The sequence below is a fragment of the Gordonia sp. NB41Y genome (assembly GCF_030718915.1).
Taxonomy (GTDB): domain Bacteria; phylum Actinomycetota; class Actinomycetes; order Mycobacteriales; family Mycobacteriaceae; genus Gordonia; species Gordonia desulfuricans.
Genome location: NZ_CP132196.1, coordinates 5,219,763 through 5,241,963, shown reverse-complemented (window position 1 = coordinate 5,241,963; position 22,201 = coordinate 5,219,763). Strand labels below are relative to the sequence as shown.

Annotated in this window: 17 protein-coding genes, 1 other RNA gene and 1 pseudogene; 7 read left to right on the top strand and 12 right to left on the bottom strand. The window is 70.3% G+C overall.

Annotated elements, in window-relative coordinates; genetic code table 11:
* Positions 1-123 precede the first annotated feature (123 nt).
* The 3 genes from Q9K23_RS22920 to glnA form a co-directional block, all read right to left on the bottom strand.
* Positions 124-1,065 (bottom strand): endonuclease/exonuclease/phosphatase family protein, encoded by a 942-nt coding sequence (locus Q9K23_RS22920; protein ID WP_053777518.1) that lies wholly within the window; start codon positions 1,063-1,065, stop codon positions 124-126.
* Between the two features lies 1 nt (position 1,066).
* Positions 1,067-4,075 (bottom strand): bifunctional [glutamine synthetase] adenylyltransferase/[glutamine synthetase]-adenylyl-L-tyrosine phosphorylase, encoded by a 3,009-nt coding sequence (locus Q9K23_RS22915; protein WP_053777519.1) that lies wholly within the window; start codon positions 4,073-4,075, stop codon positions 1,067-1,069.
* Between the two features lie 133 nt (positions 4,076-4,208).
* Positions 4,209-5,549: a type I glutamate--ammonia ligase gene (gene glnA / locus Q9K23_RS22910; RefSeq protein WP_053777598.1), complete on the bottom strand. Its 1,341-nt coding sequence runs from the start codon at positions 5,547-5,549 to the stop codon at positions 4,209-4,211.
* Between the two features lie 332 nt (positions 5,550-5,881).
* Here glnA and panB point away from each other — a divergent pair, with 332 nt between their 5' ends.
* From panB to Q9K23_RS22895, 3 genes are all read left to right on the top strand, one after another.
* Complete coding sequence (gene panB / locus Q9K23_RS22905) at positions 5,882-6,742, top strand: 3-methyl-2-oxobutanoate hydroxymethyltransferase (RefSeq protein WP_053777520.1); 861 nt, start codon at positions 5,882-5,884, stop codon at positions 6,740-6,742.
* A gap of 68 nt (positions 6,743-6,810) precedes the next feature.
* Positions 6,811-7,779 (top strand): prolyl aminopeptidase, encoded by a 969-nt coding sequence (pip, locus tag Q9K23_RS22900; protein WP_059034846.1) that lies wholly within the window; start codon positions 6,811-6,813, stop codon positions 7,777-7,779.
* 84 nt (positions 7,780-7,863) lie between these two features.
* Positions 7,864-9,360, top strand: a complete 1,497-nt coding sequence (locus Q9K23_RS22895; protein WP_053777522.1) for a CYTH and CHAD domain-containing protein — start codon at positions 7,864-7,866, stop codon at positions 9,358-9,360.
* A gap of 1,358 nt (positions 9,361-10,718) precedes the next feature.
* Here Q9K23_RS22895 and Q9K23_RS22890 read toward each other — a convergent pair.
* The 6 genes and pseudogenes from Q9K23_RS22890 to cobC form a co-directional block, all read right to left on the bottom strand.
* Positions 10,719-12,137 (bottom strand): RNB domain-containing ribonuclease, encoded by a 1,419-nt coding sequence (locus Q9K23_RS22890; RefSeq protein WP_305950294.1) that lies wholly within the window; start codon positions 12,135-12,137, stop codon positions 10,719-10,721.
* Positions 12,138-12,172: 35 nt separating this feature from the next.
* Positions 12,173-12,577: RNase P RNA component class A (rnpB, locus tag Q9K23_RS22885), an RNA gene on the bottom strand.
* Between the two features lie 35 nt (positions 12,578-12,612).
* Positions 12,613-13,332 (bottom strand): annotated as a pseudogene (locus tag Q9K23_RS22880) (bifunctional RNase H/acid phosphatase); the annotation flags it as partial.
* Positions 13,332-14,069 carry a C4-type zinc ribbon domain-containing protein gene (locus Q9K23_RS22875; RefSeq protein WP_053777524.1) on the bottom strand — a complete coding sequence of 246 codons (738 nt, stop codon included), beginning with the start codon at positions 14,067-14,069 and terminating at the stop codon, positions 13,332-13,334. The pseudogene Q9K23_RS22880 and the gene Q9K23_RS22875, both read right to left, overlap by 1 nt.
* 129 nt (positions 14,070-14,198) lie before the next feature.
* A complete protein-coding gene (locus Q9K23_RS22870) occupies positions 14,199-15,338 on the bottom strand; it encodes a Nif3-like dinuclear metal center hexameric protein (RefSeq protein ID WP_053777525.1) in 1,140 nt (379 codons plus the stop codon).
* A 42-nt stretch (positions 15,339-15,380) separates the two neighbouring features.
* A complete protein-coding gene (gene cobC / locus Q9K23_RS22865; protein ID WP_053777526.1) occupies positions 15,381-16,442 on the bottom strand; it encodes an Rv2231c family pyridoxal phosphate-dependent protein CobC in 1,062 nt (353 codons plus the stop codon).
* A 33-nt stretch (positions 16,443-16,475) separates the two neighbouring features.
* On the opposite strand from cobC, the gene Q9K23_RS22860 reads away from it, so the two are divergent.
* From Q9K23_RS22860 to Q9K23_RS22850, 3 genes are read left to right on the top strand one after another with little or no spacing between them, the layout of a single operon-like run.
* On the top strand, positions 16,476-17,159 hold the full coding sequence (locus Q9K23_RS22860; RefSeq protein WP_053777600.1) for an HAD hydrolase-like protein: 684 nt from the start codon (positions 16,476-16,478) through the stop codon (positions 17,157-17,159).
* Positions 17,152-17,625: a low molecular weight protein-tyrosine-phosphatase gene (locus Q9K23_RS22855; protein WP_053777527.1), complete on the top strand. Its 474-nt coding sequence runs from the start codon at positions 17,152-17,154 to the stop codon at positions 17,623-17,625. The genes Q9K23_RS22860 and Q9K23_RS22855 overlap by 8 nt, the downstream gene beginning before the upstream one ends.
* A 45-nt stretch (positions 17,626-17,670) precedes the next feature.
* Complete coding sequence (locus tag Q9K23_RS22850; protein WP_305950293.1) at positions 17,671-18,702, top strand: SURF1 family cytochrome oxidase biogenesis protein; 1,032 nt, start codon at positions 17,671-17,673, stop codon at positions 18,700-18,702.
* Here the strand turns inward: Q9K23_RS22850 and Q9K23_RS22845 are convergent.
* Positions 18,680-19,627: a cobalamin biosynthesis protein gene (locus Q9K23_RS22845; RefSeq protein WP_053777601.1), complete on the bottom strand. Its 948-nt coding sequence runs from the start codon at positions 19,625-19,627 to the stop codon at positions 18,680-18,682. The genes Q9K23_RS22850 and Q9K23_RS22845 overlap by 23 nt on opposite strands.
* Before the next feature lie 17 nt (positions 19,628-19,644).
* A complete protein-coding gene (locus Q9K23_RS22840; RefSeq protein ID WP_053777528.1) occupies positions 19,645-20,277 on the bottom strand; it encodes a Type 1 glutamine amidotransferase-like domain-containing protein in 633 nt (210 codons plus the stop codon).
* A gap of 72 nt (positions 20,278-20,349) precedes the next feature.
* Between Q9K23_RS22840 and Q9K23_RS22835 the strand changes: the two genes are divergently transcribed.
* Positions 20,350-21,171, top strand: a complete 822-nt coding sequence (locus tag Q9K23_RS22835; RefSeq protein WP_053777529.1) for a fused MFS/spermidine synthase — start codon at positions 20,350-20,352, stop codon at positions 21,169-21,171.
* A gap of 81 nt (positions 21,172-21,252) precedes the next feature.
* On the opposite strand, the gene Q9K23_RS22830 is transcribed toward Q9K23_RS22835, so the two are convergent.
* Positions 21,253-22,077: a maleylpyruvate isomerase family mycothiol-dependent enzyme gene (locus Q9K23_RS22830; protein ID WP_305950292.1), complete on the bottom strand. Its 825-nt coding sequence runs from the start codon at positions 22,075-22,077 to the stop codon at positions 21,253-21,255.
* Positions 22,078-22,201: the final 124 nt, after the last annotated feature.

The following is a 22,201-nucleotide window of genomic DNA, read 5'->3' as shown; positions in this document are numbered from 1 at the left end:
CCGATCCGGGGGAAGGTTTGGCGACCCTGAGTGATGGTGTTCATAGGGACCGGCCCCTGCGCGGGCCGCTGTACGCGCCGTAAGTGGGTCCCGAGCGCAGTGGACATCGGAGCGCGGTGCTCGTCAGCCGGCCACCAGATCCGCCAGCACACCGCGATGATCCGACCCCGGGATCGTGAAGGTCCGGACCCCGGTCGCGACGAATCCCCGTATCACCACGTGGTCGATGGCGACCAACGGATAGCCGCCCCACCGGTCGGTCGGGTAGGTGGGCACCCAGGCCGATCCGGACTGCACGCCCGCGTCGGCGAATCCGTCGGTCAGCAACGCCCGGAACCGGGTGTGGTCCCAGGTGGCGTTGAAGTCGCCGGCGACGATCGCCGGTCCTTCGGGCAGCGCGGCCAGGTACTCGGCCAGGATCTGCATGTCGGTGTTCCACACGTTGGCATAGCCCTGCAGCGGCGCGCCCGGATGCACCGCGAGCACCCGCGTCTCCGGTGCGCCGGGCAGCGCGGTGGTGGCCGAGAGATTCGCCAGTGCCATGTTGGGGATACGGGAGGTGTCGGTGAGCGGCTGCCGGCTGCGCAGCATGGTTCCGGTCGCACCGTTCCCGGCGATCAGATACTCGTGCGGGAGTCGGGTGGCCAGTGCCGAGGCCCGGATACGGTCGGCGGCCGCGGGGGTGACCTCCTGGAGCGACACGAGATCGGCACCGCCGACGGCGTCGGCGACCGCGTCGACGTCGCCGTTGCCGACCATCAGATTGGCGGAGGCGACGGTGAACCGCTCCCCCGCCGGCGCGCTCTGGGCCACCCACATCGGACCCTGCGTGAAGCACAGCGCCGCGGCGGCGACCACGGTCAGCGACAGTGCGACCCAGCGTCGGGTCACGGCGAACACGATCAGCGCGACTGCGGCCGCGACCAGCGCGTAGGGCACCGCGGCGGTCGCATACAGGGCGACGGTCCCGCGGGAGGAGTGGTAGTGCAGCCACACCGCCACCACCGACACCGCGAGTAACACCCACCCCAGCGCGAGCACCACGAAGGTGAGGAATCCGCGCATGTCAGGCCCCGAAGACCTTCAGCACCACATTCTTCGCCCGGCGCGTCACCCGCAGATAGTGCTCCAGGAACTCCGCCGCCTGATCTTCCGGCCAGCCGGCGGCAAAGGCGATCTGCCGCAACTGTTTTCCGGGTCCGGGCAGCTGATCGACGGGCTTGCCCCGCACCAGCACCAGCGCGTTGCGCGCCTTGGTGGCGGTGAGCCACGCGTCCTTCAGCGTGGCCACGTCGTTCTCGCCGAGCAGTTCCGCCGCACCGATCGCGTCGAGCGTCTCCACGGTCGAGGTGTTGTGCAGCGACCGGAACCGGTGCGCATTGCGCAGCTGGATCAGCTGGACGGTCCACTCGACGTCGGCGAGGCCGCCACGGCCCAGTTTGGTGTGGGTGGCCGGGTCGGCGCCGCGCGGGAGCCGCTCGGCGTCGACCCGGGCCTTGATCCGGCGGATCTCCCGCACCGCGGCCGACGAGACCCCGCCCGCCGGGTAGCGGATCGAGTCGATCATGTGCAGGAAGTCGATGCCCAGGTCGTCGTCGCCGGCCACCTGATGGGCCCGCAGCAATGCCTGTACCTCCCACGGCTGCGCCCACTGCTGGTAGTAGGACGCGTAGGCGGCCAGGGTCCGCACCACCGGGCCGTTGCGGCCCTCCGGGCGCAGACCGGTGTCGACCACCAGCGGCGGGTCCTCGCTGGGCGAGCCGAGCATGGACCGCACCGACTCGGCGATGGTCTGCGACCACTTGACCGCATCGGTCTCGTCCACCCCCGGTTTGGGCTGGCAGACGAACAAGACGTCGGCGTCGGAGCCGTAGCCGAGCTCCAGCCCGCCCAGACGCCCCATGCCGATCACCGCGATCCGGGCCGGCGCCGCGCTGCCACGCTCGGTCTCGGAGATCTTGATCGCCACTGTCAGCGAGGCGTTGAGCACCGCCGCCCACACATTCGACAGCGCCCGGCACACCGTGGACACGTCCATCATGCCGAGCACGTCGGCCGAGGCGATCCGGGCCAGCTCGGCGCGCCGGTGGGAACGCGCCGCGGCCACCGCACGACGCAGATCGGTCTGGCGCACGGTGGAGGCGATCAGTCCCTTGGCGAAGTCGTCGGTATCCACCTCGCACAGCTTGGGACCGTTGGCGCCGTCGGAGTAGAGGTGGATCACCTCCGGCGACCGCATCAACAGGTTGGCGATGAACTCCGAGGTGCCCAGCACCTTCATCAGCCGTTCGGCCACCACACCGTCGTCACGCAGCAGACGCAGGAACCAGTCGACGTCGAGGCTCTCGCAGAGGCGACGGTAGTTGAGCAGGCCGGCGTCGGGGTCGGGCGTGTCGCCGATGTGCTCGAGCAACTGCGGCAGGATCAGCAGCTGGACCTGCCCGCGCCGTCCCGGCGCCGACGCCAGGGCCCGGATGTGGCTCAGCGCGCGGTCGGGCATGGCGTAGCCCAACGCCGACAGCCGCCGCTCGGCGGACTTGTCGGTGAGGGTGAGTTCGTCGGTGTTGAAGCGGGTCGCCGCCTCCAGCAGCGGCCGGTAGAACAGCTTCTGGTGCAGCTTGCGCACCCGCAACGACTGGTGCCGGATCTGCCGGCGCAGCACCCCGGTGGCATCGAGGTCGCCCTCACGCCGGATGTGGGCGGCACGCGCCAGCCACCGCATGCCCTCGTCGTCGTCGAACTTGGGCAACAGATGCGTCCGCGACAGCCGTTGCAGTTGCAGACGGTGTTCGAGCAGCCGCAGGAACTGGTACGAGGCACTCAGGTTGGCGCCGTCGTCCCGGCCGACGTATCCGCCCGCGGTGAGCGCGGCCAGCGCGTCGACGGTGGCCCGCACGCGCAGGGACTCGTCGACGCGGCCGTGCACCATCTGCAGCAGCTGGACGGCGAACTCGACGTCGCGGAGGCTGCCGGAACCGAGTTTGAGGTTGCGCTCACGCTCGCCGTCGGGCAGGAGTTCCTCGACACGACGGCGCATCGCCTGCACCTCGTGGACGAAGTCCTCACGCTCGGCGGCCCGCCACACCATCGGGTTGATCGCCTCGTGGTAGGCCTCGGCCAGGGCCATGTCACCGGTCATCGGGCGGGCCTTGAGCTGCGCCTGGAACTCCCAGGTCTTGGCCCACCGGTTGTAGTAGGCCAGATGGGCGTCCAGGGTGCGGGTCAGCGCCCCGGCCTTGCCCTCGGGGCGCAGCGCGGCGTCGACCTCGAAGAACGCCAGGGTGCCCACCCGCATCATCTCGCCGGCGATGCGTGCGGAGGTGCCGTCGGCGGGTTCGGCGACGAACACCACGTCGACGTCGGACACGTAGTTGAGTTCGCGGGCACCGCATTTGCCCATCGCGATCACGGCCAGCCGACCCGGGATCGGGTTGTCGGCGCACACCTCGCGGAAGGCCACCGCCAGTGCGGTGGTCAGGGCGGCGTCGGCGAGGTCGGCGAGGTAGGCGCCGACCTCCGGGAACCACATCACCTGCTCGTCCTCGACGGTCGAGGCGACGTCGTGGGCGGCGAGCTGCAGGACCAGGTTGCGGTAGGCGTCGCGCATCGCGACCACGGCCTTGGGTCCGCTGAACGCGGCGCGATAGATCTTGTTGCCCTGCTCCACCTCGCCGGGTTCGGCGACCGCACCGACCGAGGCGAGCATGTGCTCGTTGATCTCGGCGACGTCGGGCAGGGTGTCGCGGGTCAGCAGCCGCCAGCAGCCGACCCCGGCGGTCAGGTGGTCACCGAGGGTGTCCGACGACCCGATCACACCGAACAGACGTCCGCGGAAGCCGGTGTCGGTACGCAGCAGGGCGTCGATCTCCGACCAGTCGTCACCGACGGCCCCACGCAACCGCATGAGGGTACGCAGGGCCAGGTCGGCGTCCGGGGCACGCGAGAGCGCCCAGAGCAGCCCGACCGACCCCTCGTCGTCCCAGCCGAGTTCTGCGAGGTTCTCCGGCGCCGACGAGTCGAGGAACCCGAGCCGTCCCGCACTGGGCACGCCACCGCGGCCATAGAGCGAAGTCACGTAACGAAAATAGCGACTCGCCCGGACATGCGGGTGGGCGGTCCGCGTTTTGCGACGCAGAACCCGCCGTCGGCGCCCGGCCGGAAACCTCCACGGGTCTCCTCGGTGCGCCGACGGCGGGTTCGCGGGACGGCTACAGCGGCAGGTAGTTCTGCAGCTCGAACGGCGTGACCAGACTGCGGTAGTTGGTCCACTCCGTCCACTTGTTGCGCAGGAAGTAGTCGAAGACGTGCTCGCCGAGCGCCTCGGCCACCAGCTCCGAGTTCTCCATCGCGTGCAGGGCCTCGGCCAGGCTGCCGGGCAGTTCCTGGTAGCCCATCGCGCGACGCTCGGCCGGCGTGAGGGCCCAGACGTCGTCCTCGGCCTCCTCGGGCAGCTCGTAGTCCTCGGTGATGCCCTTGAGCCCCGCGGCCAGCAGCACCGCGAAGGTCAGGTACGGGTTGCAGGCCGAGTCCGGGCTGCGCACCTCGATCCGTCGCGACGACGCCTTGTTCGGGGTGTAGAGCGGCAGGCGGATGAGCGCCGACCGGTTGGCCCCGCCCCAGGTGGCCGCGGTGGGCGCCTCGCCGCCGTGGATCAGGCGCTTGTAGCTGTTGACCCACTGGTTGGTGACGGCACTGATCTCGGAGGCGTGGTGCAGGATGCCGGCGATGAACTTCTTGCCGGTCTCCGACAGCTGCATCGGGTCGTCGGGGTTGTGGAAGGCGTTGGTGTCACCCTCGAACAGGCTCATGTGGGTGTGCATGGCCGAGCCGGGGTGATCGCTGAACGGCTTGGGCATGAAGGTGGCCCACACGCCCTCGTTGATCGCCACTTCCTTGATCAGGTAGCGGAAGGTCATCACGTTGTCGGCCATCGACAGCGCGTCGGCGTAGCGCAGGTCGATCTCCTGCTGGCCGGGCGCACCCTCGTGATGGGAGAACTCCACCGAGATACCCATCGACTCGAGGGCGTCGATGGCGTGGCGCCGGAAGTTGGGGGCCGAGTCGTGTACGGCCTGGTCGAAGTAGCCGCCGGTGTCGGCGGGCACCGGGACGCTGCCGTCCAGCGGCGCCTCACGCAGCAGGAAGAACTCGATCTCGGGATGGACGTAGCAGCTGAAGCCCATCTCGGCGGCCTTGTTGAGCTGTCGGCGCAGCACGTGGCGCGAGTCGGCCCAGCTCGGGGTGCCGTCGGGCATCGCGATGTCGCAGAACATGCGGGCCGAGTGATGGCGGCCGGCCGAGGTGGTCCACGGCAGCACCTGGAAGGACGACGGGTCGGGTTTGGCGACGGTGTCGGCCTCCGACACCCGGGAGAAGCCCTCGATGGCAGAGCCGTCGAAGCCGATACCCTCCGAGAACGCACCCTCCAGTTCGGCCGGAGCGATCGCCACTGACTTCAGATAACCCAGGACGTCGGTGAACCACAGGCGTACGAATCGGATGTCGCGCTCCTCGAGAGTCCGCAGCACGAATTCCTTTTGGCGATCCATGGTCGCCGACATTAGGGATTCCCTGTTAAATCCGTGTTACAGACACAATTCGAACTCGACACCCTGGGGTTTTTCGGAAGTGATCTCACCATATGGACTTCAAGTATCGGTTCATGAGACCCATCCCGGTGAGCGGTGCTCGCCGATCCTAACCACACCCCCAACCCCCGGCCCCCGGGGTGGCCGTCGCGCCGCCGCCCCGGCCGCCACGCCGGTGTGACCAAATGCACAGCTCGTGGCGCCGATCACGCCCGATCCCGGTGCCACAATAGATGGCGTCCCACCCGCCCGGGTACCTGCGCCGCAGGACTCGAGGAAGAAAAGAGACAACGATGTCCGACGTTTCGATCTACGGCGCCTCGAACTCTGCCCCGGCCGGCGACTCCGCCGCCCCGCGCCGCCGTATCACCCGCGTGCACCACCTGGCCCAGATGAAGTCCGAGGGCGAGAAGTGGTCGATGCTCACCGCCTACGACTACTCCACCGCCCGGATCTTCGACGAGGCCGGCATCCCCGTCCTGCTGGTCGGCGACTCCGCCGCCAACGTCGTCCTCGGCTACGACACCACCATCCCGGTCTCCATCGACGAGCTGATCCCGCTGGCCCGTGCCGTGGTCCGCGGTGCCCCGCATGCCCTCGTCGTCGCCGACCTGCCGTTCGGCAGCTACGAGGCGAGCCCGCAGCAGGCCCTCGAGACCGCGGTGCGGTTCTTCAAGGAGACCGGCGCGCACGCGGTCAAGCTCGAGGGCGGCGAGCGCGTGGCCGATCAGATCGCGACGCTCACCGCCGCAGGCATCCCGGTGATGGCCCACATCGGCTTCACCCCGCAGAGCGTCAACGGCCTCGGCGGCTTCCGCGTGCAGGGCCGTGGCGACGGCGCCGACCAGCTGATCGCCGACGCCATCGCCGTCCAGGAGGCCGGCGCCTTCTCGGTCGTCATGGAGATGGTCCCGGCCGACATCGCCGGACAGGTCACCCGCAAACTCACCATCCCGACCATCGGCATCGGCGCGGGCAACGAGACCGACGCGCAGGTGCTGGTCTGGCAGGACATGGCAGGCATGACCCACGGCAAGACCGCCAAGTTCGTCAAGCGGTTCGCCGACGTGGGCGGCGAACTGCGCACCGCCGCAGCCCAATACGCCGACGAGGTACGCCGCGGCGCCTTCCCCGGCCCCGAGCACAGCTACTGACCCGACATCATCCGACGCCGCGCCGGCCTCCTCGGGGAGCGGCGCGGCGTCGCCTATTGTCTGCAGGTATGCGCGAGTTCTATCCGGAGATCGAGCCGTATGCCGACGGCCACCTGCCCACCACCGACGGCCACGAGATCTACTGGGAGACCTCGGGCAACCCCGAGGGCAAGCCGGTGGTGTTCGTGCACGGCGGTCCCGGCGGCGGCACCGCCGGCAACCAGCGCCGGTTCTTCGATCCCGCCCGCTATCGGATCGTGCTGTTCGATCAGCGCAACTGCGGCCGGTCACGCCCCCATGTCGCCGACGGCGCGGACCTGTCGACCAACACCACACCCCACCTGATCGCCGACATGGAGGCCCTGCGCGAGCACCTGGGCATCGAGTCCTGGCAGGTGTTCGGCGGGTCCTGGGGGTCGACGCTGGGCCTGGCCTACGCGCAGGCGCATCCCGACCGGGTCACCGAACTCGTGCTGCGCGGCATCTTCCTGCTGCGCCGTAGCGAGATCGACTGGTACTACAACGGCGGTGCGTCGCACATCTACCCGGATGTGTGGGAGAGCTACCTGGACCCGATCCCGGAGGCCGAACGCGACGGCGACCTCGTCGCCGCCTATCACCGGCTGCTCACCTCCGACGACCCGGCGGTGGCGCAGGCCGCGGCCCGGGCCTGGACCGGCTGGGAGCAGGCCACCAGCTATCTGCTGCCCAAGCCCGACGAGGCCGCGGCGGCCAAGGAGGACGCCGGCCCGCGTTTCGATCTGGCGTTCGCGGCCATCGAGAACCACTACTTCGTCAACCACGGCTTCCTCGAGGACGGTCAGCTGCTGCGCGACATCGATCGCATCGCCCACATCCCGGCCGTCATCGTGCAGGGCCGTTACGACGTCGTCTGTCCGATGCGCAGCGCCTGGGACCTGCATCGGGCGTGGCCGTCGGCGAGCCTGCACATCGTCGACGACGCCGGGCACGCGTCGTTCGAGCCCGGCATCGCCCATCACCTGATCGAGGCGACCGACGCGTTCGCCGATCGGTGAGCCGCCGACCTTCCGTGCCGCCGACCGGATCGACGCCGACCACCTAGACTCGGACACGTACGTCGTTTTCCGACAGGAGGATCCGTGGCCGCAGCCGAGCAGGTCGAGGTGGAGCTCAAGTTCGATGTCGAGGCAGGTGCCACCGCACCGGACCTGAGGGTCCTGCCCGGTGTCGTCGCACAGCGAGGACCGCAGACCTACGCCCTCGACGCCACCTATCTGGACACCGAGAATCTCGATCTCGCAGGGAACAAGATCACCCTGCGACGCCGCACCGGCGGCACCGACAGCGGATGGCATCTGAAGCGCCCCACCGGGATTCCCGGTGCACGCAAGGAGCTGCAGGTGACCTTCGACGAGGCCCCCGCCGCTGCCGGCGTGCCCGAGGACCTGCTCACGCCGGTACTCGCGATCACCCGCAACCGGCCGCTCGTCCCGGTCGCGGTGATCTCCACCACGCGTACCGTCACCACGTTGCTCGGCGTCGACGACCTGCCGCTGGCCGAGTTCGCCGAGGACGCGGTGACCGCACAGTCGCTGCTGCCCGACGGCGAGGCCCGGCAGTGGTCGGAGTGGGAGTTCGAACTGCTCGAGGGCGGCACCCCGCGCCTGCTGAAGGCGGCCGCCAAGTTACTCCGGGCGTCCGGCGGGAACGAGCCGTCGAGTGCGTCGAAACTCGCCCGCGCCATCGGCTCCACCCCCACCATCTCCGAACCGCGGATCGGGAAGCGACCCACCGCACTGGAATTGGTGGTCACCGACCTCGCGATCCACCGGAACTCCTTGCTCGCCTACGACCCGGAGGTCCGCGTCGACGCCTACGACGCGGTCCACCAGATGCGGGTGGCCACGCGCCGCATCCGCAGCATCCTGTCGGGATTCCCGACCGTGCTCGATCGTGGGCGCACCGCACACATCGACGGCGAACTGCGCCTGCTGGCACGAATCCTCGGCGATGCGCGCGACTCCGAGGTGCAGATGGAGATCGACTCGGGGCTGCTGCAAGGGCAGTCGGCGTCGCCGGCGCTGATCGCCGCGCTCACCGGAACCGGGACCGCGATCCACGACCGTGCCCTGCGCGCCGCCCATGCCGCGATGGGCTCGGATCGGTACTTCCGGTTGCTCGACGACCTGGACGCCCTGATCGTCGACCCACCCGTCGGCCCCGACGCCGACATCCCCGCGGTGGCCGCGGTCGACAAGGCGATCGCCAAGTCCCGCAAGCAGATCCGTAAGGCCCAAGCCGACCTCGCCGCACTCACCGAGGGGTCCGACGACTGGGAGGAACAACTCCACACCATCCGCAAACGCGCGAAGAAGCTGCGGTACGCGACGGATGCGGGTGAGCCGCTGCAGGTCAAGAAGCACCGTCAGATCGCCTCGGTCGCCAAACGGATCCAGAGTGCCCTCGGCGACTACAACGACACCCGGATCAACCGGGCCCGGCTCGCCGAACTCGCCGCCGGAGACAACGGTCTGGCCAACTCCGACCTGTTCCTGCTCGGTCGGATCGATGCTTTGCAGGAGGCCGCGGGCGATCGCGCGATCGCCGCCTACCGCCGCGCCGCCAAGGATCTGTGACCTGCGTGCGTTGTCGGTGGCCGTGGTCGCCGACAACGCTGCGTCACCGGATTTCGACACGGGTCCTCGCCCTACGGGGCTGTTGCAAAATGGCCGACAGCCAGAATGTTGAGGTCGAACGCTCAGTTCGCCGAAGGTGATTTGGTCCCCAAATCGCTTACGCGGCGATTCAGCCCCTCTTTTCCGAGGACCAGCTGGCTATGTTCTTGAAAATGAAACAGCCCCCTACAGGGCTCGGTCCCGGCTCAATCACCGTGGTAACCGCTGGTCAAGCCGGTCCCGGCCCGGTCACCGAGGTACCCCCGCTGATTGAGCCTCCACCCCTGCCCGACCAACGACGAGCCCCCGCTGATTGAGCCTCGACCTCGCCCGACCAACGACGAGCCCCCGATGGTTGAGCCGACGAGGAGCGCCAGCGACGAGACGTGTCGAAACCTCCGCCGCCCGACCACCCACGGCAACCACCCTCGACGCCGGCCACCGACACCGTCACCCCACCAGATTTCGACACGGGTCCTCGCCCTACAGGGCTCGGTCCCGGCTCAATCACCGTGGTAACCGCTGGTCAAGCCGGTCCCGGCCCGGTCACCGAGGTACCCCCGCTGATTGAGCCTCCACCCCTGCCCGACCAACGACGAGCCCCCGATGGTTGAGCCGACGAGGAGCGCCAGCGACGAGACGAGTCGAAACCTCCGCCACCCAACCACCCACGGCAACCACCCCCGACGCCGGCCACCGACACCGTCACCCCACCAGATTTCGACACGGGTCCTCGCCCTACAGGGCTCGGTCCCGGCTCAATCACCGTGGCACCCACTGGTCAAGCCGGTCCCGGCCCGGTCACCGAGGTACCCCCGCTGATTGAGCCTCCACCCCTGCCCGACCAACAACGAGCCCCCGATGGTTGAGCCGACGAGGAGCGCCAGCGACGAGACGAGTCGAAACCTCCGCCACCCAACCACCCACGGCAACCACCCCCGACGCCGGCCACCGACACCGTCACCCCACCAGATTTCGACACGGGTCCTCGCCCTACGGGGCTGTTTCAAAATGGCCGACAGCCAGAATGTTGAGGTCGAACGCTCAGTTCGCCGAAGGTGATTTGGTCCCCAAATCGCTTACGCGGCGATTCAGCCCCTCTTTTCCGAGGACCAGCTGGCTATGTTCTTGAAAATGAAACAGCCCCCTACAGGGCTCGGTCCCGGCTCAATCACCGTGGCACCCACTGGTCAAGCCGGCCCCTGCCCGATCACCGAGGCAACCACTGGTCAAGCCGGTCCCGGCTCGATCACCGTGGTAACCGCTGGTCAAGCCGGCCCCTGCCCGATCACCGAGGTAGCGGCGACCACATCCCACCATCACGCCGGCGCGAACTCGACGCTGCGCGTGTCCGGGTCGGCGGCGGCGAGGACGACGGGCAACCGGACGGCGGCGTCGGGGGTGCCGCTGCACGCGGCGATCACCGGGGGTTCGGTGACGAAGATCTTGGCCGGGCGCTTGTCCGTGCCCGCCGACAACACCACCGCGTCGAACCGCTCGCCCACCCGGCCAGCCAGGACCACCGATTCGGTCAGGTCGATGCTCTCCCGGTCCGCCGACGACCCGAGCGAGTCCGCCGACCGCAAGATCTTCGGCAGGGTCGGCAGGGCCCGGACCACCCAGTCGGGGACGGGGCGGCCCGCCGACACCGACAGGCACACCTCGGTGGCGAACCGGTCGCCGAGGCGCCGCAGCGGGGCGGTCACATGCGCATAGATCCCCCCGATCGCCGCATGCACCATCTCGTCGTGGGTCAGCTCGGGTTCCCCGGCGTCGAGCACCTTGTATCCGGCACCGCGCATCAGCGTCCCGGCGTGGCTCATCAACGCGAGCGTCGACGGCGCATCCTGCGGCAGACCCGCCAGGAACTCCCCCGGCGTCGCCCCGTCGGGCCACGGCACCCGCAACGCCGCGGCGGTGGCCCGCAACTGCTCGACGGCATCTGCCGGGGCGGGTGGCAGCGTCCGCAGCAATCCGATTCCGGCGTCGGCCATGATCGTGCCCGCGCACATCCCGGTCATCAGCGACACCTGCGAGTTCCACATGTCGGCGGGAGTGCGGGGCGCGATCTGCAGCGTCCACGGGCCGTCGGCCGGTGAGCGCACGACCTCCTGGTCGGGCAGGTCGAGTTCGATCGCCCCGCGCGCCAACGCCGTCCGGCGGCGGAGCTCGCCGAACCGCGGGAGGTCGACGATCGACGGGTGCAGTCGCCCGGCCGCGGCGTCGGCGGCCACTCCGGCGTAGTCGAGGCGCGCTCGTGAACGCACCCGGGCCCGCGCGACGCTCACCTCGACGACCTCGCCCGCGCCGCTGACCCGCATGGTCCACAGCACCGCAGCACGCTCGACGTCGGGCAGCAACGATCCGCGACCCTCCGACAGCACCCGCGGATGCAGTGGCACCGACCGGTCCGGGAAGTAGATGGTGGCGCCGCGGCGTCGGCTCTCGGCGTCGAGGGCGCCCTCCGGCTCGATCAGCGCGGCGACGTCGGCGATCGCATAGTCGACGACGATGTCGTCACCGTCGGCGCGCAGGCACACCGCCTGATCGAGGTCCATCGAACCGGGCGGATCGATGGTGACCAGCGGGATGTCGGTGCGGTCGATGCGGTCGGCGGCATGCCGGTCGACGGCGTTCTCGGCCTCGGTGAGCGCGTCCTGCCCGTAGTTCTCGTCGACGCCGAGTTCGCCACGGATGGCGTCGAAGTCGATGTCGGGGGCGGAGAGTCTGCGTTGCACTCCCCGACCCTAGCCAGAGCGGCCGGGGTGTGGGGCGAACGAGTCGGCGTGTAAGCCGGATCCTGTCCCGACCACGAGGGTCGGTGGCGACCATCCATCTGGGCACACCGTCGCCGGGTACCTCGAGCGGCCCACCCGCGGACTCGGGCGAGCAGCCCTCATACATCCGCGCACACGCACCTGACGGTCCGTGCTTCGGCCTTGCTCCGGGTGGGGTTTACCTAGCCGATGCGGTCACCCGTATCGCTGGTGCGCTCTTACCGCACCGTTTCACCCTTACCGACCTGACGGCCGGCGGTCTGTTCTCTGTGGCACTGTCCCGCGGGTCACCCCGGGTTGCCGTTGACAACCACCCTGCTCTGCGGAGTCCGGACTTTCCTCGGCGAGCGGCGTGTCCAGTGACTGGCCGTCCCGCGCGCCGCGGCCGCCCGGCCGACTCGTTCGCCTGTACAGGATACGCTGCGCGTCCCAGCGCTCAGAACAGGTGTGCGGTCTCGTTGACCGCCTTCACCGCGGCACCGCCGTCGGGATAGAACTCGGCGATCGACACCGACGCCAGATCCAGGTGCAACCGGAACAGCAGCTGCGGTCCGACGTCGAGGGCATGACGCAGCAACGACTTGATCGGGGTCACATGCGACACCACGAGCACGGTCTGCCCGGCGTACTCGGTGAGCAGCCGATCGGTGGCCTCGACGACGCGGCGCGCCACCTCGTCGAAGCTCTCCCCGCCCGGGGCGGGCAGCGAGGTGTCCGACAGCCAGTGCGTGTGCAGGTCCGGATCGCGACCGGCGGCCTCGGCGAAGGTCAGTCCCTCCCATCGCCCGAAGTCGGTCTCGATGAACCCGTCGTCGGTCACCACGTCGAGACCGAGTGCCGCGGCCGCGGCGTCGGCGGTCTGGCGGGTGCGGGTCAACGGCGACGACACGATGGCCGCGATGTCGGTCTCCCGGGCGACGCGGTGCGCGGCCGCCGCCGCCTGGGCGAGACCGAGTTCGGTCAGTTCCGGATTTCCGCGGCCGGAGTACCGACGCTGCACCGACAACGGGGTCTGCCCGTGGCGCAACAGGATCAGACGCGTGGGGGTGGTGCGCTGCCCCTGCCAGGTCGGCTGCGCCCTGCCCGCATCGGCGGCGAGGGCCGACCGGCCCTCGCCGGTGGCCGCGTCAGCCGTGTCGGTGGCGTCGGTGCTCATCAGAGGCCGGATTCGTGGTTGCGGACCAGGATCGCACCGCATTCCTCGCAGCGCACCACGTCGTCGTCGGCGAGGGCGGCGATCCGGGTGAGGGTGCCGCGGTCGATCTCCATCCGGCATGCCCCGCACCGGCGCTGACGCAGCAGTCCGGCACCGATCCGGTTGTCGGCGCGTTGGCGGTCGTAGATGGCGAGCAGTTCGGCGGGCACGTCCTGGGCGATCCCGGCGCGACGCTGCGCGGCCACCTCGCGCTCGGCGGTGACCGCACCCAGCGACTCGGCGCGGCGGGCCTGCAGGGTGTCGACCTGTTCCTGGAGCTGGGCCACGGTCGCCGAGGCGCGCTCCTGCTCGGTGGCCACGGCCTCCTGCTGCTCCATCAGCTGCAGCATGTCGTCCTCGAGTGCCGATCGGCGCCGGCCGAGTCCGTTCAGTTCGTGCTGCAGCTCGGAGAGGGCCCGCGGCGCCAGTCCGCCGGCGGTCAGCTGTGCGGAGTCCTTCTGCTCGCGGTCACGCATGCCGGTGATCTCGCTGTCCATCTTGCGATAGTCGCGGTCGAGATCCTCCGCGGAGATCTCGGCGCGCACCAGATCCTCACGCGCGGCCTCGATCCGGCTGGTGGCCTCGGCGATCTCGGCATCCTCGGGCAGGGTCCGGGCACGGTGGTCGAGTCGGGCCACAGCGGCGTCGGCGTCGGCCAGTTCGAGCAGGAGTCGTTGCCGGGCGGCATCGACCTTCATCGGGTGTCTCCTCGGTCGTGGGGTGAATCACCGGTGTCCGGAGCAGGGCTGTCGGGGTGGCCGGGATGAGATGACCACGTTACGCGCCCACCCGCCCCGTCAGGTACCGGCCGCCCGCCGCGGCCGTTCTCATGCCGTCGGCGCTGCACCGTTCACGACGAACGGGTCGGTGGTCGGACGGTGGACGTCGGCGGTCAGCCCGGTGTGCTCGGTGATCAGTGCCGCGGCCTGCGCGCACCACGGGAACTCGGTGGCCCAGTGCCCGGCGTCGACGAGGGCGGGCCCGCCGGTGCGCAACGACTCGTCCACCGGGTGATGCCGCAGGTCGCCGGTCAGGTAGACGTCCACCCCCGCACCCCGCACCGTCGACAGCAACGAGTCCCCGGCGCCGCCGCACACCGCCACGTGCTCGACGATGCGCGCCGGGTCACCTGCCCCGCGGACCCCCCACGGCCCGCCGAGAGCAGCCGCGGCATGGTCGACGAAGTCACGCAAGGTCATCGGCACCGGCAGCCGGCCGATCCGGCCGAGACCGAGATCGGTGGGCAGGGTGGCCAGTTCGAGGACGTCGAAGGCCGGTTCCTCGTACGGGTGGGCACCGCGCAGGGCGGCCAGCACCGCCGGGCGCAGGCCGCGCGCGGCGACCATCTCGACCCGCGACTCGTCGACGCGTTCGCGGACACCGATCTCCCCGATCGTCGGGTTGGCGCCGTCCTGCGCCTCGAACTGTCCGACGCCGACCACCGACCATGCGCAGTCGCGGTAGTCGCCGATCGCCCCGGCACCGGCGGCGAACATCGCCTCGCTGACCTGTTCGGCGTTGCCCTCGGGGACCATCACCACCCACTTGTCGAGCGGGGCGGCAGGCGCAGGCTCCAGCGGGCGCAGGTCGACCAGTCCGAGCGCCTCGGCGAGGGCGTCGGAGACGCCGGGGCGGGCCCGGTCGGCGTTGGTGTGGGCGCTGTAGAGGGAGATCCCGGCGCGGATGAGCCGGTGCAGCACCGACCCTTTCGCGGTGTCGGCGGCCACCGAGTCCACCCCGCGCAGCAGCAGCGGGTGATGGGCCAGGATCAGCCCGTATCCGCCGGCGATCGCGGCGTCGACGACGTCGGCGGTGACGTCCACGCAGACCAGCACCCGGCGCGCGGGTTCGGTGCGGTCACCACAGACCAGGCCGACCGAATCCCAGCTCTCGGCCAGCCGTGGCGGGTAGGCGGCGTCGAGGACGTCGAGCACCGTCGACACCGCCACCGAGCCCGCACCCGTCACCGAATCCGAGACGTCCGTGCCAGAAGAGTTGTCGGTAGTCACTCACTTCACCTCCGTCGGGACCCGACGGAGGGCCTCGACCAGGCGGGTCACCTGATCGTCGGACCGTACCGCCAGGCGCAGATGATCGTCGGTCAGGCCGACGAAGTTCGCGCAGCTTCGCACCGCGATACCGGTGCGCCGCAGTTCTTCCCGCACCGAGAGTGCATTCGCCACCTCGAACAGCACGTAGGGTGCGCGTGGGTCGGCGACAGGTCGCCACCCGACCTCGGCGAGCCGGGCGAGCATGGCGTCGCGCTCGACGGCCACCAGCCGGGCCTGCTCGTCGCAGTAGCTCTCCCCCTCCGGCCCGCAGCAGGCGGCGAGCGCGGCCAGTGCCGGGGTCGACATCGGCCAGGCCCGCCGGCCCGCCGACAACCGGGCCGCGAGCGCCGGGTCGGCGAGGAGATATCCGGCGCGCAGGCCGGCCAGTCCGAAGGTCTTGGTGACACTGCGGATCACCACCAGCCCGGGCAGCCGCACACCGGCCAGCGATTCCGGTTCACGCATCCCGGTGACCTCGTCGACGGTGAGATCGGCGAACGCCTCGTCCACCACGACGATCCGCCCGGGCCGGCACAGTGCCTCGATCGCGGTCCGCGGATGCAGCACCGACGTCGGATTGGTGGGGTTGCCGATCACGACGAGATCGGCGTCGTCGGGGATCCTCGCCGCCGCATGCGCATCGAGCGGCCGGGTGGGGTCGAGCGGCACCTGCACGATGGGCACGCCCGCAGCCCGCAGCACCAGTTCCGGTTCGGTGAACGACGGCTGCAGCAGCGCGGCCCGGCGCGCACCGAGGCGGCCGAGCAACTCGAATCCGTCGGAGGCCCCGGCCAGCAGCAGTACCTCGCCGGGGTCGCGCCCGTGCAGTGCGGCGATCTGCGCGGTGACGGCATCGAACAGTTCCGACGACGGGTATCGCGCCAGGTCGTCGAGCGTGGCGGCGATCGCCGACCGCACGAACCCCGGTGGCGCACCCCGGACGTTGACGGCGAAATCGAGCATTCCCGGCGCCCAGTCCCGGTCGCCGTGCCGGTCGAGTGCGAACAGCCCCGATGTCATGGACATCGAGCCTACGTGCACGATGGTGAGGTGATGTCGCGACCGGACCCCGCTGATCCCACCACCGTTCTGCTCGTCGATCTCGACGGCACGATCACCGACAGTTTCGCCGGAATCGCCAACAGTTTCCGGCATGCCCTCGTCGAGGTCGGCGCTCCGCCGGCCCCCGAATCCGTCGTCGCCGGGATCGCCGGACCCCCGATGATCGACACCCTGCTCGGGCTCGGACTCGAGCAGGCCACCGCCGACGCCGCGATGACCGCCTACCGCGCCCGCTACACCGACGTCGGATGGCTGGAGAACTCGGTGTTCGACGGGATGGGACAGCTGCTCGCCGATCTCGACGCCTCGGGCCGCACCCTGGCGATCGCCACGTCGAAGAACCAGACCACCGCCCATCGCATCCTGGAACATTTCGGTCTGGTCGACCACTTCCGGGTGGTCGCCGGCGCCGGGGACGACGGTGTGCGCCGCCACAAGCCCGACGTGATCGCCCATGCGCTGGCACAATTGGACATATCGCTCGACCCGGAGACCCGCCGGCCGGCTCGGCCGGTGGTGATGATCGGCGACCGATCCCACGACATCGAGGGAGCCGGACAATTCGGTATCCCCACGATCCACGTGCAGTGGGGTTACGCTCTGCCGGGGGAGCGCGACGCTGCCGCTTGGAGCGTCGAGTCCACAGCACATCTGCGCGAGGTACTCGGTGTCTGATCTACTCCATATCTGTTTCGTGTGTACCGGCAACATCTGCCGGTCACCGATGGCCCAGAACATCTTTGCCAAACTGCTCGCCGACGAGGGTCTGGCCGACCGCGTCGAGGTCAGCAGTTGCGGCACCAGCGGGTGGCATGTCGGCGAGCCGGCCGACAACCGGGCCCGCACCGAACTGCTGGCCAACGGTTACCCGGACGGGCACGCCGCCAGCCAGCTCGGCAGCGAACACATCGAGGCCGACCTGTTCGTCGCCGCCGATGCCGGTCATGTGAAGGAACTCGAACGCAAACGTCTCGGCGACCGCGTCCGGCTGCTGCGCAGCTTCGACCCGGCGGCCGGTGACGATCTCGACCTCGCCGAGCCGTACTACGGGACACCCGAGGATTTCGCGGCGACCCGCCGACAGATCGAGGCCGCGGTGCCCGGTCTGCTGCTCTGGGTGCGCGAACAACTCGACGACTGAACCCGTCACCCGCCCACCCCGGTGCACCTGAGTACCGTGGTGGGTATGCGCGTGCTGCGGACCCTTCTCCGGCCGGGCTGGATCGCCCTGGTCATCGTGGTCGTGGCGTTCGCGGCGGCCTGTTTCATGATCCTCGCCCCCTGGCAGCTGGGAAAGAACGCGTCCACCTCCGAACGCAACGACCTGATCAAACATGCGGTCGCGACCGGACCGGCCCCGATCGACGAGGTCGCGCCCGCCGGGGTGCCGTTCGTGAGGTCCACCGAATGGCGTGAGGTCACCCTCACCGGCACCTATCTGACCGACGAGCAGGCCCTGGTGCGGCTGCGTTCGGCCGGTGAGCGCCCGGCGATCGAGGTCCTCACCCCGTTCCGGGTCGCCGGCACCGACCGGGTCCTCGCCGTCGACCGCGGCTTCGTCCGCCCCGACCAGAGCCAGACGCCGGTGATCCCCGCCCCGCCCGCCGGGCAGACCACGATCACCGCCCGCATCCGGGCCAGCGAGGGGACGTCGGAGGGCCGTGGCGCCCGCGTCGAGGACGGCTCGCTGACCGTCTACACGATCGACCCGGCCGAACTGTCGAAGGCCACGGGTACCGCGATGGACCCGTTCTATCTGCAGTTGTCACCGGATCAGCCGGGTTCGCTGGGCGAGATCGCGCTCCCCCAGCTCGATTCCGGTCCGTATCTCTCCTATGGCCTGCAGTGGCTGGCCTTCGGCATCATGGCGCCGCTCGGCGTGGGGTACTTCCTGTACTCGGAGATCCGTCAGCGCCGTCGGTCCAAGGCCGCCGCCGCGGCCGCGGCCGCGAGCTCCCCCGCCGTGGCGGCGACATCCGGTGCCGAGACCTCGGAAGCCGGTGTGTCCGTGGCCGCACCGGTGGCCGACGCGGGCGGTCTCAGCCGGTCCGACCGGCGCAAACGACTCCGCGCCGAACTCCGCAACGCCGGGAGCACCGCCGCGCCCGAGGCGGAGGCCGACGACACCTCGATGCCCGTCGGCATCGGCGCCGGACCCGACACCGAGCATTCCGAGGGCGTGGTCCGCGACAAACTCACCCAGCGCTACGGCGGCTGAGCAGCACCGCCACCCCCGCCGACACCGCCAGCGCACCGAGCTGCACCCGCCGCGACAGTGCCACCGCCGCCCGGAGATCCGCGGTTCCCGGTGGTCGGCCGTCGCCGAGCACCGGCCGCTGTTCGACCCGATGCGGATACACCGTCTCCCCGCCCAGACGCAGACCGAGGGCCCCGGCGAAACTCGCCTCCACCACCCCCGCATTGGGGCTCGGGTGTGCGGCCGCGTCGTCTCGCCAGGCGCGCAGCGCACCGCGACGGTCCGGCCCCAGCGCCACCACCAGCAGCCCCGACAGCCGGGCCGGCACCAGGTTGAGTACGTCGTCGAACCGTGCTGCGGCCCACCCGAACCGCTCGTAGCGCCGATTGTGGTGGCCGATCATGGCGTCGAGGGTGTTGGCCATCCGGTAGCCGAGCAGACCGGGCAGGCCGGCGACCGCACCCCACACCAGGGGTCCGACGGTGGCGTCGGCGGTGTTCTCGGCGATCGATTCGGTGGCGGCCCGGCAGATCCCCGCGGCGTCGAGGGCCTGCGGATCTCGTCCGCACAGGCTGGGCACCAGCGCGCGACCGGCGTCGAGGTCACCGGCGTCGAGGGCGTCGGCCATCTGTTCGCCGACCCCGGCCAGGGTGGTCCCGCCGCACACCGCCCAGGTCGCGGCGGCGGTCACCAGGATGCGGGCGCCGGGATGCGAGGACACGACCGCCGCGGTGAGTCCACCGACTCCGGCAGCGGCTCCGACGCATACCGCGACCTGCACCACACCGGCACCGCGACGGTCGGCGTAGAGCCGGGCCTCCAGCGCGGCGGCACCCTGCCCCATCCCCGCGACGGGATGGAATCGGCGCGGATCCCCGAGGACGCGGTCGGCGAGCAGGCCCACCGCCAGGCCGGTCGGCGACGGTCGCAACGCCCGCCACATCATTCGGGTCATCCGACTCATCAGAACCCCGACACGATCGTCGTCGTCCGGCCGTCCCGGACCAGCACCGCCTGCTCGTCGCCGACGAAGTCCAGCGCGAACCGGTCGCCGAACTCGGTGCGGACCCGGTCGATCCGTTCGGGCGGATACCACGGCAGTTGTCCGTCGGCGTGGGGGATGACGACGTGGTCGATCAGGCCCAGCCCGCGCGGGTCGACCGGTCCGGGCGCCTCGGCCGGGTCGTCCATGTCGCCGATCGGTGCGATCGACGGGCCCACGATCACCGATCCGGCGCTGCACCCGATGTAGGGCAGACCGGCGCGGACACGCTCGGCGAGGACGTCGGCGGCACCGGCCCGGCGCAACGCCCACAGCAGGGCGTAGATGTTGCCGCCGGAGACGTACACGGCGTCGGCGGTGTCGAGGGTGGCGGTGAACGCGTCGAGGTCGAGCTCGGCCGCCGACACGTCGACCACCGCGCAGCCGAGTTCGGCCAGCCGGGCCCGCTCGGAATGCACCCACGGGGCGTCGGCATACGGGATCTGGGCGCCGCCGAGGTAGCCGATGGTCAGTGCCTCGGGAGCACGGCCGGTGGCCACGGTCAGGAAGTCGTGCGCCGCACCGAATCCCAGCGACAACAGCAGCAGGTTCACCCCGGCAACGCTACCGGTGCCGCCGGGAGCCCCCGACAGGTGAACCGCGCGGGCGCATAGACTGCGTCCCCGATGGCCCGACCACACCCCACCCCCGTCGCCGGCGAGTACCCGATCGACTGCGGGACCGCCCAGCTCGCACCCGACCCGGTGTCGGGCGGCTGGTTGCTGCAGATCAACGGCACGCATTCCTCGCACATCGATCCCGACGACCCGACCGTCCTGGACTTCGAGTACCTGCGGCAGATGGCCGCGGTGATCGAGGACCGCCATCCCGCCGACGCCCACCTGCGCGCACTGCATCTCGGCGGGGCGGCATGTGCGCTCCCCCGCTATCTCGCGCACCGGTACGCGTCGTCGCGGCAGGTGGCGGTGGAGATCGACGCCGAACTCGCGCGGCTGGTCCGCGAGTGGTTCGACCTGCCGCGCGCCCCACGGCTGCGTATCCGGGTCGGCGACGCCCGCGCCGTCGTCGAGTCGCTGCAGCCGCAGTCACGGGATGTGGTGGTGCGTGACACCTTCTCCGGTGACCGCACACCCGAACACCTGACGACGGTGGAGTTCGTGACCGCCGTGCACCGGGTTCTGGCGCCGGGCGGGCTGTACCTGGCCAACTGCGGGGACTCGCGTGATCTGGGCAATGTCCGTGCCGACGTCGCCGCGACCGCCGAGGTCTTCGCTCATGTGCTGCTGGTGGCCGATCCGGCGATGTTCAAGGGTCGACGCACCGGCAATGTGGTGATCGTCGGCAGCGACGCCCCGCTCGACCCATCGGCGGCGCTGGTCCGGCGGCTGCTCTCCGATCCGCTGCCGGCACACACCGTCGCCGGCGACGACGCCCGGGCGTTCGGTCGCGGACAGGCACGCCACGATCCGACCGGTCCGACCGGCTAGATCGAGTCGCCGACCGGCTCCTGCGGCGAGCCGGACGACCGGCTCCTGACTCGTGTGGCTCGGCTGACTCGTGTGGCTCGGCTAGATCGTGTAGTTCAGCGTGTCCAGGATGGCTGCGGCGAGGCCGGCATCCCCGGTCACGGTCACCGATGCGGGGTCGGCGCTGCGGCGTCCGCCGGCGAGCCGGGCCAGATCCACGCCGTCGACGGTGAGCGTGACGTCGGCGGTCGCGTCGCCACCGGGAAATGCCTCCACCAGGCCGGCCCGACCGTCCACCGCGATCCGTACGGTGCGCGGTGCGAGACCGGTCACCTCGATCACCACGCGGCTGCCGTCGGGTGCCCCGGCCCGTTTACCGACGACGAACGGCAACGACGCGGCGAGTTCGTCCAGGGCGAATCCGGCCGGAACCGGATCGGTGGGGGTCCCCGCGCCGCTGCCGTCACGCAGGTCGATCTCGTGGAACCAGCAGTCGAACACCCGGATTCGCATGAACCGGCCGTAGGTGTCGGTGCCCGCCGGGGTGAGCGCCTCGGCGTCGAAGTCGGTCTGCGTCATCGCCTGGAGTGCGGCGGTCCGAACCGCGGTGATCTCGTCGAGTGCGGCGAGCACGTCGGCCTGGGTGTGGCCCCGGAAGTGTTCCACCCATTTCTCGTTGAGTTCGGCGATCGGATTGTGGACGTGGTCGCGGTCGGCGAGGCCGGCCGGTGCGTCGACGTCGCGGCCGGCGAGCATCGACTCGGTGCCGATGATGTGGGCGACGATGTCGGCGTCGGACCAGCCGGGCAGGATCGACGGTGCGGTCCACTGCTGCGCCGACAGCCGTGCCGCGACCTCCCGGATCGCGGCCCACTGGGCGATCAGGGCGCCGGTGATCTCGACGACGGGGACGATCGTGCGTGCCATGGACGTTCTCCGGTTCGGTCTGAGTTCTGTGAGGTCTGAGTTCTGTGAGGTATGAGTGCCGGTGGGGCTGTTGGGTCATGTGTGGTGAGGCGGTTGTCCCCAACCCTAGGGCCGACCACCGACC